The sequence below is a fragment of the Roseivirga ehrenbergii genome (assembly GCF_001593005.1).
In the GTDB taxonomy this organism is placed as follows: domain Bacteria; phylum Bacteroidota; class Bacteroidia; order Cytophagales; family Cyclobacteriaceae; genus Roseivirga; species Roseivirga ehrenbergii.
Window position 1 is genome coordinate 148,599 of the sequence record NZ_LQZQ01000004.1, and the last position, 12,202, is coordinate 160,800.

The window sequence follows — 12,202 nt, forward strand, 5'->3', positions numbered from 1 at the left end:
TCATTTGGTAAACTCTTTAAACTTCACCCACATCAACACTGGATTTTCAGAGGATTCAATTTTTTCTAAAGTAGTGCCCTCACGGTAATTGATTTGATTTTCATCCAAGGCTGATAAAATGTTAGGTACATCGGCTGTGGTGACAGAGAACATCAGTCGATCTTTTTCCCAACCCAAGTATAAAAACTCTTCACTCACAGATTTACCCTTCGGCATTTCCATTCGCTTGACCTTACCACTCATTCTGTCAATTAAGAAATACTCCCAATGCGAATAGCCGATCAAGGCATCTGCATAAATGTGTTTTTGACCAATCGCCATGCCTATTACCCAAGCTTTATTCTCGGCTTCTACTTTCTGCCAAACCTCAGAAGTAGGTTCAGGTCTGTCTGTCCAAAACCAATCCTCCTTAAAATCAAAATGCACCAAAGGGGCGAGTTTATCATTTGTATATGCGTAAATGGTGTCACTAAAAACCCTGAAAAGCTGCACTCCATCTTGATATGGAATCACAGTGGAGTAATTAGTAGGCCTCCACATTCCATTAGGTGCATCCTTATATTTCAGAAATGCTTTTTCCAGTTTCAAATCTTTGTCCAGCTTCGCGAACTTGTAATAAGAGGTGTCATTGATGGGGAGATAATTCATTTCAGCAACGTAGCCATCTTTATAAGGCCGAATATCTCCAACCCGAAGTTGATCAGGTAATTTACGTGAGTCGACAAACTCACCTTCAGTGGTGTGCCGATAAATCACCGATTTGGGCATTGAATACACAGCGACCAAACCGTTCTCCATCCATAAACTTTCGATTGATCCATACTCTTCTGGCCCCTGTCCTTGACGGTTTATTTTATTCTTGAAATTTCCATTTTCGTCAAAAAAGTAGATTGTCGTATGTTCATTCGTCCCCATCTTTTTATCTGTATGAAAGACAAAGCCATCATCGAGCCTGTTGATTTTGCGGATTGTAGATAAAAGCGACTCATCGGTTTCTTCCAATTGCATCAGCTCTACCGATTCAATCATATCTATAAAATTCTCTTTGGGCAAATCCAAATCGAGATGATATGATTTGAAATCATCTAAACCCGTGACCTGCTTGTCGTTAACGCCTCCCTTTTCAGCGCAGCTAAAAACAAGTGTAAGCATTAAAAAGCCGAATAATTTATTCTTCATTTCTAAAATCTAGTTACTCAATACTATCTACTTACTCTTTAAACTTCACCCACATCAGTACAGGGTTTTCTGAAGATTCTATTTCTTCTAAGGTTGTGCCCCTTCTGAACTTTATTCGAGACTGATCCAACTCACTTATCAAAGTAATTAAGTCGTTGGACTGAATCGAGCCAAAAAAAGAATTGCCTTCCCATTTTATCGGAGAAATTGTATACCGCCCATCGCCTTGGTTCTGCAGGTCGATTGAAACGACTGCCCCAGTAAGCCTATTTATGAGAAAGGGTTGAGTATCTGTCATTATATAGGTGGCAGTTAGCCAAATATGCTCCTCTCCAATGTACGAGTTAATATTATCCACCTTTTCGCCCTTGCTCGGCATATACATTTTAGGGTTCATTTTAGCCTCTTCAGTCCAATACCATTTCTCCCCAAAATCAAAATGAGCCAGTGGTCTGACTTGATTATTCTGGACCAGATACAACGAATCACTCATTACCCCTAAATAAGTAGCCCCATTACCATAGGGCTTTAATGAAGGAGAATTAGAGAAGTAATACATTTTTGGGAAAGCATTAAAGGGCAAAAGTGCTTTTCCCAACTTATATTCTGAATTGACCACTACTACCCTATACTTGAGTGAATCTTCAATCACCCCATAATTCAAGTCATACACGAAACCATTTTTTATTGGGTAAACATGATGAGCGTAATAGGGAACTCTAACTGAACTTATAAAATTACCGTTGAAATCATATCGTTTAATATGCTGACTTGCTTTAGAAAAAATGGCAATCGTATCTCCCTCAATCCAAAAATCATAAATGTCAGCATACTCATCTGGCCCTGATCCTTTATGATTGAAACCATGCATAAAGTCACCCTCTTTATTAAAAAAAATGATTCCAACCTTTTCGCTGGCCATAACGAAGCCATCGCTGTACTCTTGTAAACGACTTGCATAACCAAGCAGTGATTCTGGCGTTTCTTCAAGCCTCATTACTCCAAGGGTATCTATTAAGTCGGCCAGCTTAGTTTGAGACATATCCATGTCTATTTTATAAGATCGAAACTCATCTATGTCCAAACCAGATTTATCTAAGCTCTCTGACTTACCATCAGAACAGCTCCATACGACTATTAGAAGTAGTAAAACAGAAAAATATATTCTCATTGTCAATTGTATGTTTAGTAAACAACCTTTTGGAGGGACTTTAAGGGTGAAGAAAACCCTCCAAAAGGCAGTATCCCATATTTTTCCATTTATCAAAAATCTAGTTACTCAATACTATGTACTAAATACCCTCTTATCAATACTCCTCCTTAAACTTCACCCACATCAGCACTGGGTTTTCGGAAGATTCTATTTCTTCTAAAGTGGTGCCTTGGCGAAATTTGATTTGACTGTCTTCCAGTTCTGATAGAAAGGAAGCTATTTGCGTAGATTGAATTGAGAAAATCATGCTTTCTTTATCCCAGCCTTCGGCCTTTATGCTAAACGTATCCCCTTGCTTGCGAAAATCAAGATTATGCGTTTCGTCTGTAGCTCTATTGATCAAAAAAATGGTGAGCTAGTTGTGCTTCCAAAACTCCCTAGTCCCATGACATAAATGTACTTTTCTCCCATATACATGATGGCATCCCATATGCCATCATGATTTTGAAGCTCTTCAATATATTTAGCGCTAACTTCCCCCTTACCTCTCCAAAACCATTCTTTACCAAAATCTAAATGAGCAATAGGCCCAAACTCCTGATCCTTTAAAAAATATATTGTATCACTTAGCATTCGAAAAAACAGCACCCCATTATTATAAGAAGAGACGGTCTGAAAGTTTTTGTAGATAGTGAAGGAAGGCGAAGTTTTATAAGGTAAATAGGTCGCTTCTACTTCTAAATTCTCATCTAAAAATGCATATCTAAACCTAGCAGAATCATCTATCAACTCATAGTTCATATCCATGGCATAACCATTTTCATAACCAAGAACATGACCAACCTGATATGGTAATTTTTTCGAATCAATAAAGCTTCCGTCAATAGTATACCTGTTCACCTTGGTGTCAATTTTTGAATAAATTGATAGTGTGTCACCCACCAACCACATATCATCTATTCCAGTATATTCTTCAGGCCCATTTCCTTTTCTATTTACTTTACTAACTAGGTTTCCTAGCCAAATCAAATACATAGACATTAGCCCCTCCTCCGCTCAAAAACACCAAATAGTCATCAGTTTTTTTAAGGTTTGACACGTCAGACAAAAGTGAATTGTCCGTTTCTTCAAGTTTTACAATTTCGACCGATTCTACTAGGTTTGAAAAGCGCTCTTTGGGCTGATTTATATCCAAATGATAAGACCTGAATTCATCCAGATTGACAGCTTCCTTGTTGCTAGTACCTCCCTTTTCAGCGCAGCTAAAAACAAGTGTAAGCGTCAAAAAACTGAATAATTTATTCTTCATCTCTAAAATCTAAATACTATGTACTACCTACTCCCTCTTAAACTTCACCCACATCAATACTGGGTTCTCTGAAGACTCAATTTCTTCTAAAGTAGTGCCTTGGCGGAATTTGATTTGGTCTTCGTTAAGTTCGGAGAGGAACGATCTCATATCTGGGGACTGTACAGTGAAAATTAAACGGTCATCGTCCCAATCCATAGCCACCGCTACCCCCTTAGGTTTATCCTTAGTGCGCATATCTACAGATCGAATTTGACCAGTAGCCCTGTCAATTAAATAGCTAGGAGGGGCTTTTTCTTGACTTACTCCCGAAAAGGTGTACACCCAAATCGCCTTAATACTAATTTGAGCATGAACGCTCCACAATTTATCGGTGGTTTGCATTGCGCCACCAAATGCTTGAAGCAAATCCCTACTTTCATTCCAGTACCAGTCTTGACCGAAATCGAAGTGAATAAATGGTGTAAACTGGTTATCACTCAACCTATAAACCGTGTCGCTCATCATTCTCAATAGCGTAACTCCATCTTTATACGGGCTAATCGGGTTCATACTTAAACTCATCCACATATCCATTTTATTGTCTACAGGTAGATACATTCCGCTTAGTTGCAGATCCTTACCCAGCGAGGCGTATCTATAATAAGATGTGTCGTTAATGGGACTGTAATTCATCTCCATAGCATAAGCCCCATTATACCCATGAACATGAGCACCCGCAACAGGTAAGGTGACAGTAGAAATAAAATCGCCTTCGAGACTATAGCGTTTTACTGTCTTTTTACTGGAAGTGTAAACAGCCAAGGTATCTGACTCCATCCATATGTTGGAAACAGCCTGATACTCTTCTGGGCCATCGCCCTGTCTGTTGATCTTGTTCACAAATGCGCCATTCCTATCAAAAACAAACACATCGCTTTCCATTGTACTGCTGTTAAAAACTAAGTAATCCTTAGTTTGCTGAAGGTTTCGAACATAAGCCAACAAAGAATTATCCGTTTCTTCAAGCCTTACTACCTCCACTGATTCAATTAAATCGGCAAAACGTTCTTGGGGCTGGTCACCATCCAGACGGTAAGATTTAAAATCATCGGTAACGACTACGGCTTCAGTTTCTTCTTCAGAAGTGTTTTTTGAGCATGAAAATGTGACCAACAGTAGGAGAAAAAATAGGCTAAACTGCTTCATAGTTTTTTTGAGGTTGAAGGAAGTTTGAACTTGATAATTAGGTCAAGCATTCACTAACAAGAATAACTAAAAGAATAGTCGCTTCAAAAGAATAACAGATCAAATTTGATTTTGTGTATTCTATAGTTTTCAGATGGTATAAGATGAAAAATACCCCCAACTTCCCAAGGCGCATTACTGCCAAATAGAGCCCTTTGTCATTTTATCGCAAGGCCTAAACCGGTGATTAAATCTCCTTTCGGCATGACATATATCAGGATTCGGCAACAGGGCATTCGCTAACTTCATGACATGAAAGCAAAAGCATTTAAACTGCTGATCGTTGCGGATTGTGTCTGATAATCATCACGGGGATTGTGCTTTTATTCCAAACCACCTAACTATTGAGATTATGAAAAAGAACATGGGAAGTGCTGACAAAGCCGTAAGAATTTTAATCGCAGTGGCTATTGCGATACTTTATTTTGGCAACATAGTAACGGGTACTTTGGGCATTGTATTATTGGTGTTGGCCGCAGTATTTCTTCTGACCAGCTTGGTGAGCTTTTGCCCACTTTATACGCTTGTGGGACTCAATACTTGTCCAGCAAAAAGATAGCATAAAAAGAGGCCATCAGATTGAATCCAATGGCCTCTTCACCAAAAAACATAAGAGATTTTCATTTTTTTGAAAAGTCTTTAATAAGGATGCGCACTAAAACTGGGTTTTCGGACGATGCTATTTCTTCCAAACTAGTCCCTCCTCGGAAAGACCAATTCTTTGAACTGGCTTCAGACACCAATCCAACAGCATCTAGTGCAGGAAGAAAGGCATAAAAAGTATCATCAGACTCCCAATGGCTCACTTGTAAATCGAAGGACTCCTTTTTTGAAGACCTTTCAAGGTCAATGAGAATGGCTTCAGCATTGCTTCTGTCAATCACATGTTGCAACCTTAAGTTGCCACTTCTTCCGTAAAGTGATGAGGTAATAACATACCGTGAACCTATTTTAGGCTTAATCGACCAAACCTTCTCCCCTTCTCTTAATCCTTTGATTACATCCGGACCAAATGGGTCGTAATTATCCCAATGCCAATTGCTACCAAATTCGAAATGTATGAATGGAACGAATTTATCTTTCTGATACAGATAGACCGTATCGGAGTTTGCTCTATAGTAGCCAACTGATTTCTTATACTTAAACAGCGGACTTTGTGAAAGCATGGTGGCAATGGGAGCTTTCGTAAATGGTAAATACCTTCCTGCAATACCCAGATTTCCATCAAGCTTTACCACTTTATATTTCGACTGATCTTCAAGACTACTGAAGTTCATATCGAGGAAGTAGTTTCCAGAAATACCCAAAGCATGCCCCGCAGTCAATTTCAGTTTATTACTACTCGCGAAATCACCGTTGAGTCGATAGCGTTTGATGTCATTTAAAGAAGTATGGACAGCTATTAAATCGCCTTCTATCCAAATATCTTTGATTGAAGGATATTCTTCAGGAGCGTTTCCTTGTCGGTTGATTCGATTAATGAGTTTACCCTGATCACTAAAAACGAAAATATCGCCCTTATACTTATTGCCCATAAAGACAAACTTATCTCCGACTACATGGACATCTCCAACACTTCCCAATAAAGACTCTGATGTTTCTTCTAATCGGATAAACTCGACTTCTTCAATGAGGTCAATGAGTTTGATTTTTCGGTCATTCTTGCTCAGGCCATAAGATACGAAGGAGTCCGAGACTTTTCCCTGCCCAATAACTTGAGCAGAGAAAAGGCACATGATGGCTAAGGTTTGTAGGCCTTGGATTAGCCTTCTTTGATCATAAATTTTCTGCATACACCAATATAATCTACAACAGACTATACTGCATATTCAAATAGTGATGAACGGGCTGATTTTATTAAATCACTCCTAAATCTTTACCCACTTCGGTAAAGGCTTGAATGGCTTTGTCTAAATGGTGCATTTCGTGCCCAGCAGAAACCTGAACTCTAATTCTGGCTTGGCCTTTCGCTACTACAGGGTAGAAGAAGCCAATCACGTAAATGCCTTTTTCAAGAAGCGCATCGGCCATTTTTTGAGCTAGTTTGGCATCGTAAAGCATTACAGGTACAATAGCGTGCTCGCCTGGCTTAATATCAAAACCAGCTTCGGTCATTTTACTTCTGAAGTACTTGGTGTTTTCCTCCAATTTATCGCGAAGAGTGGTAGCTTCAGAAAGCATATCGAATACCGCGATAGACGCACCTACAATAGAAGGTGCCAAAGTGTTTGAAAATAAATAAGGTCTTGAACGCTGACGAAGAATTTCGATCACTTCTTTTTTACCAGAAGTAAAACCACCAGACGCACCACCAAGGGCTTTCCCCAAAGTACCAGTGATAATATCTACACGGTCCATGCAGTTTCTGAATTCGTGTACTCCTCTGCCAGTTTTACCCATAAACCCTGTTGAATGACATTCGTCTGTCATCACTAAAGCTTTGTATTTATCAGCCAAATCGCAGATTTTATCCAACTGTGCAATCGTGCCGTCCATTGAGAAAACACCATCGGTTACAATAATCTTATTCTTCGCTCCCTTAGCATCTGCATCTTTTAATTGCTGCTCTAAGCTTTCCATATCGTTATGGTCGTAACGGAAACGCATGGCTTTACACAAACGCACACCATCAATAATTGAAGCATGGTTTAGCCCATCTGAAATAATCGCGTCTTCGGCACCCAATAACGGTTCAAAAACACCACCATTAGCATCGAAGGCTGCGGCATAAAGAATGGTATCTTCCATGCCCAAAAATTCTGAAATCTTTTGCTCCAGCTCCTTGTGAATATCTTGTGTTCCACAAATAAAACGAACCGAAGACATACCGAAACCATGCGTATCGATCGCCTTTTTTGCGGCTTCAACCACCTTAGGGTGTGAAGACAACCCTAAATAGTTATTCGCACAAAAGTTGATTACTTCTCTTCCATCGGCAGTTTTGATATCGGCCGCTTGGGGAGTGGTAATGATTCTTTCTTTTTTATAAAGTCCGGCTTCTTTGATTTCTGCTAGTTCAGCCTGAAGTTTGGGTTGGAGTGTATCGAACATAATTAATTTGTTTTCGGTTTGGGCCTCATCATCACTTTAGGGCGGGCTTGCGCTGTTGGCGTTGCCTTTTCCTGCACTTCTTCTTTTAATGGAAATGCTCTCCTAATTGGGTTAATGAGAAATAATTTTTGAGCTGTAAAGCTATTAGGGTGCATTTGGTCGTATAAAACTTTGAATTTAGACCACTGTTCGGGCTGCCCTTTTTTAAAAGCATCCGAGTCAATTTTCTTGTCTTTTAAATAAGATTCAAAGTCCTTGATTTCCATCGCAATGCAAATATAAAAAATATGGGTTCCGAACGACTATTCGTATTGGCAAAGGTTTTACTTATTCTATTCCATTCGCTAATATTGCAGCGCAATTCGGTCAGGGGTTTCATGGAGTCTAGCTCTTAATAACCTAATACCGTTCAGAAACTTTCTATTCCCAAAGCAGAAAAAGAAGAATAGATTTCTGATTCAACGATTACAACTAAAACTAAGAAGCAAATGACTAGAGTACTTATCATCGGAGCGAGTGGACAATTAGGATCGGAACTGACTATTGCGCTCGGTGAGGTTTTTGGAAACGAAAACATCATTGCTTCTGATATTTCTTCACCACACGCCAACATTGCTGGTTTCACTTTCGAAAAACTAGATGTAATGAATGCGGCTCAGTTGAAGGAAGTTGTTGAAAAGCATTCGATCACACAGATATATCATTTGGCGGCCATCCTTTCTGCCAAAGGCGAATCTAATCCTCAGTGGGCTTGGAACTTGAACATGACCAGCTTATTGAATGTGTTGGAATTGGCCAAAGAGAAAAAGCTAGACAAAATTTACTGGCCAAGTTCTATTGCCGTTTTCGGGCCGAACACGCCTTTGGACAATACGCCTCAGTTCTGTGAAAAAGACCCCAACACCGTATATGGCATCAGCAAATTAGCTGGTGAAAGATGGTGCGAATACTACTTCGATAAATACGGAGTGGATGTTAGAAGCATCAGGTACCCAGGCCTTATCGGTTACAAATCATTACCGGGTGGTGGCACAACAGATTACGCTGTAGATATTTACCACAAAGCATTGAAAGGCGAGAAATTCACCTGCTTCTTAAAAGAAGACACGGCCTTGCCAATGATGTATATGTCTGATGCGATTAAGGCAACCATCGACCTGATGCAGGCACCTGCAGAACAAGTGAAAGTACGTTCTAGCTACAACCTTTCGGCCATTAGCTTTACACCAAAAGAAATGGCTGCTTCTATTCAAAAGCAAATGCCTGAATTCGAAATTGATTATGCGCCAGATTTCCGTCAGGCCATAGCCGATAGCTGGCCAAACACGATTGATGATTCTCAAGCCAGAGAAGATTGGGGTTGGAAACACGATTTCAGCCTTGATGCCATGACGGAAGACATTCTTAAAAACCTTCCTCCACTTTTGGATAAGTTTTAGGGTTAGTTATTAGTGTATTGGTTGATTAGTTATTGGTCATTAGTCACCATTGTAACACTGTCGCAGGCTCTCCGATTTACCTGCCCTTAGGCAGGACCTATGACTCCCCATAGACACAAGGAATCCGTCCGCCTGAAAAAGCCAAGCCATAGATCCCACTTAACCATAAGAAGGAGTTCCCAAAACATCCTTTTTCCCAATTATTAAAAAAATCACTCCAACACCGAAGGTTTTTTTCTTAGATGCCATCTAATCATTCGTACAAACAAAAATTGACGAAACATGGCATATCCAAAGGAGAAGTTCCTACTTAAATTTTCTGTAGCACTTTTATTAATCCTAAGCCTCTTTTTCGTGGCTTGTGGCAACGATGATGATGTGGATTTTGAGGAAGAAGTGGTTGAAGAGGTTGATGATACGGATTTTATAGCCGCAGACTGGACCACAGAAACGCACAGCAATGATGCAGACCCGAATTTTGACGAGGTGTTTGAAGACAATGCGGTAAAGAGATTAGACATCGTAATTACGCCCACCCGTTGGCAAAGTATGTTGGACGATATGACCAGCTTATACGGAACCTTTGGCACCCGATCTGGCGGTAGTTTTTCAGATGACAACCCCATTTTTGTTCCAGCCGAAGTATTCTATGAAGGCACTGAATGGTATCGCGTTGGCGTTCGCTTTAAAGGCAACTCTAGCTTACAAAGCACTTGGCAAAGTGGTAATTTGAAATTATCCTTTAAACTCGATTTTGATGAGTTTGAAGATGACTACCCACAAATTAAGAATCAGCGTTTTTATGGGTTTAAAAAACTGAGCCTTAAAAACAATTATGACGACAAATCTATGCTGCGCGAAAAAGTAGCTGCTGATGTTTTCAAGAATGCAGGCTTGGCCAGTTCGCACACAGCATTTTATACCGTGTATGTAGACCATGGTGATGGCCCAACTTATTTCGGCTTATACACTTTGGTAGAAGAAGTAGACGATACCTTAATCGATACTCAGTTTGACGATAACGATGGAAACTTGTATCAGCCCGATGGCGATGGAGCTAGCTTTGCCGCTGGAACTTTCAGTGAGTCGGTATTCGTAAAAGACACGAATGAAGATGATGCGGATTGGTCGGACATTCAAAGTCTATTTACTATCCTACATGATGATACCAGAACTTCGGACCCTGCTGCATGGAGAGCAAATTTGGAAGCTGTATTTGACACAGACGTTTTCTTAAAGTACTTGGCTACCAACACGGTAATCCAAAACTGGGATACTTACGGAAGAATGACACACAACTATTTCTTGTACAATAATCCCGACAATAATTTGCTGACGTGGATTCCTTGGGACAACAATGAAGCACTTCAAGACGGGAAAATGCAAGGCTCACTGGAATTAGATTTCTCAGACCTATCAGCTGCAGAATGGCCTTTGATTGGATACTTATATGCTGACGAAACCTATAAAGCTAAATACGATGCCTATATGAAAGAAGTAGTGGATGGGGCATTTAACGCAACAACTATGCAGACAATATATACCAATTATGCTGCCTTAATAGAATCATATGCCACAACTGAAATTTCAGGACATACATTCTTGAATAGTAGCTCAGAATTTCAAACCGCTGTTAATCAGCTGAAGTCACATGCCACGCAACGTGCTTCTGCGGTCAGTGCTTATTTGAGGTAATATATTTAGGCTGTTGCCGAAGCCTAATAGATTAAGAGGCGCAGATTTATGCGCCTCTTTACGTTTCTCTTTACATGGAAAGTTTGGTTTGAATTATACGCTGTCGCAGGTTCTCCAAACCTGTGATTACTTATGGACACTAGGACTCTGTCCGAATGAAAAGACACCTTATCTGTGTTGCTGAAAAACCCCGAAGTCTCGGAGCCTACGGGATGACTTAACGCGGACTAAAACAGAAACTATCATTTCTAGAGAATGCAGCGTATCTCTCAACACCCTACTCCATATCAATGGCCTTGTCTGCCAAAATTTCGATCAGAGATTTAATTTCCTCTACCTTTTCGGTGTTGCCCAGTTTTTCATGGGCGATAGAAAGATTTCGCAATACACGAACCACAATATCTACATTAGTGCAAGGCTCATAATATTGATCCTTCGGTGTCAGCTTTAGGTTGGCTACATAGTCGTCAACTTCCTTTTTAGAGAAAATCAAGCCACGATTGAAAGCATTGATATAAAACTGACTCTCCCCTTTTTTATAGGTAAGCACAAATAGGTTTGGCAAATTCACACCGTATATAGGAAGCTTCAATTTTTGAGCAACCAAGGCATACACTACGCAAAGAGAAACTGGGTTTCCTTTTTTGGTCTGAAGCACCACATTCATCATAGAGTTTCCAGTAGAATGGAAATTCTTAGTATTCGCTCCAAATTTGAGTTTATTGAAAATAACTGAATTCAATATTTTCACCTGGTCCACCGGATGCACATCGGTTCTAAACTCCAGCCAAGCCTCGTAATAAATTTGCTCTAGTTCCTTTTTCAGGTCATCATATTCTAAATCAGGATATTGATAAGTATTCACCAACCACATTCCTTCCAAAAGATCGTCACCGTCTTTTTCCTTCCAAGCTTCCAGCTTTTCTCTGAGCAGTTGAAACTGAAGAGAATGCACCAGCTCCTCAATTCTTTTCTGCACTCTTGGGTTAAAACTTCCCTCCCATTCAAATTCTAAATAAGGGATAATATGAGTGCCTAGCGATTTGATTTTGCTTTCCACATGATCAACCACTTCAGCGTCATCATCTTCTAGCAGCGAAATCAATGCTTTTAATTCTTTATTGGTCAGGTTTTCTGTTTCGTTCATTA

General features: G+C 39.9%; 13 protein-coding genes. 3 read left to right on the top strand and 10 right to left on the bottom strand.

The annotated features are described in order from the left end of the window. From MB14_RS05675 to MB14_RS05700, 6 genes are all read right to left on the bottom strand, one after another. Entirely contained in the window at window positions 1-1,179 is a 1,179-nt protein-coding gene (locus tag MB14_RS05675; protein ID WP_062590395.1) for a DUF4934 domain-containing protein, read from the bottom strand. Between the two features lie 31 nt (window positions 1,180-1,210). Next, on the bottom strand, window positions 1,211-2,350 hold the full coding sequence (locus MB14_RS05680) for a DUF4934 domain-containing protein (RefSeq protein ID WP_084375972.1): 1,140 nt from the start codon (window positions 2,348-2,350) through the stop codon (window positions 1,211-1,213). A gap of 136 nt (window positions 2,351-2,486) precedes the next feature. Then, window positions 2,487-2,735, bottom strand: coding sequence for a hypothetical protein (locus MB14_RS05685; protein WP_062590397.1), 249 nt, complete (start codon window positions 2,733-2,735; stop codon window positions 2,487-2,489). Continuing rightward, entirely contained in the window at window positions 2,732-3,361 is a 630-nt protein-coding gene (locus tag MB14_RS05690; RefSeq protein ID WP_157716547.1) for a DUF4934 domain-containing protein, read from the bottom strand. Before MB14_RS05690 ends, MB14_RS05685 begins: the two co-directional genes overlap by 4 nt. Beyond that, the gene (locus MB14_RS05695; protein ID WP_062590400.1) at window positions 3,336-3,641 is read right to left on the bottom strand and encodes a 6-bladed beta-propeller; all 306 of its coding nucleotides are present in this window, start codon (window positions 3,639-3,641) and stop codon (window positions 3,336-3,338) included. The genes MB14_RS05690 and MB14_RS05695 overlap by 26 nt, the downstream gene beginning before the upstream one ends. 27 nt (window positions 3,642-3,668) lie before the next feature. Continuing rightward, window positions 3,669-4,829 carry a DUF4934 domain-containing protein gene (locus MB14_RS05700; protein ID WP_062590401.1) on the bottom strand — a complete coding sequence of 387 codons (1,161 nt, stop codon included), beginning with the start codon at window positions 4,827-4,829 and terminating at the stop codon, window positions 3,669-3,671. A 391-nt stretch (window positions 4,830-5,220) separates the two neighbouring features. On the opposite strand from MB14_RS05700, the gene MB14_RS05705 reads away from it, so the two are divergent. Further along, a complete protein-coding gene (locus MB14_RS05705; RefSeq protein ID WP_062590402.1) occupies window positions 5,221-5,427 on the top strand; it encodes a YgaP family membrane protein in 207 nt (68 codons plus the stop codon). Window positions 5,428-5,488: 61 nt separating this feature from the next. Here MB14_RS05705 and MB14_RS05710 read toward each other — a convergent pair whose 3' ends face one another. The 3 genes from MB14_RS05710 to MB14_RS05720 all read right to left on the bottom strand — a co-directional run bounded on the left by MB14_RS05710 (window position 5,489) and on the right by MB14_RS05720 (window position 8,185). Continuing rightward, complete coding sequence (locus MB14_RS05710) at window positions 5,489-6,661, bottom strand: DUF4934 domain-containing protein (RefSeq protein WP_062590403.1); 1,173 nt, start codon at window positions 6,659-6,661, stop codon at window positions 5,489-5,491. A gap of 64 nt (window positions 6,662-6,725) precedes the next feature. Next, a complete protein-coding gene (kbl, locus tag MB14_RS05715) occupies window positions 6,726-7,919 on the bottom strand; it encodes a glycine C-acetyltransferase (RefSeq protein WP_062590404.1) in 1,194 nt (397 codons plus the stop codon). 2 nt (window positions 7,920-7,921) lie between these two features. Beyond that, a complete protein-coding gene (locus MB14_RS05720) occupies window positions 7,922-8,185 on the bottom strand; it encodes a hypothetical protein (protein ID WP_311316238.1) in 264 nt (87 codons plus the stop codon). Between the two features lie 222 nt (window positions 8,186-8,407). Here MB14_RS05720 and MB14_RS05725 point away from each other — a divergent pair, with 222 nt between their 5' ends. Next, a complete protein-coding gene (locus MB14_RS05725) occupies window positions 8,408-9,358 on the top strand; it encodes an NAD-dependent epimerase/dehydratase family protein (RefSeq protein ID WP_062590405.1) in 951 nt (316 codons plus the stop codon). Between the two features lie 282 nt (window positions 9,359-9,640). Beyond that, a complete protein-coding gene (locus tag MB14_RS05730) occupies window positions 9,641-11,053 on the top strand; it encodes a CotH kinase family protein (RefSeq protein WP_062590406.1) in 1,413 nt (470 codons plus the stop codon). Between the two features lie 277 nt (window positions 11,054-11,330). Here the strand turns inward: MB14_RS05730 and MB14_RS05735 are convergent, their stop codons facing one another. Beyond that, window positions 11,331-12,200, bottom strand: coding sequence for a transglutaminase-like domain-containing protein (locus MB14_RS05735; RefSeq protein WP_062590415.1), 870 nt, complete (start codon window positions 12,198-12,200; stop codon window positions 11,331-11,333). Between the last annotated feature and the right edge of the window lie 2 nt (window positions 12,201-12,202).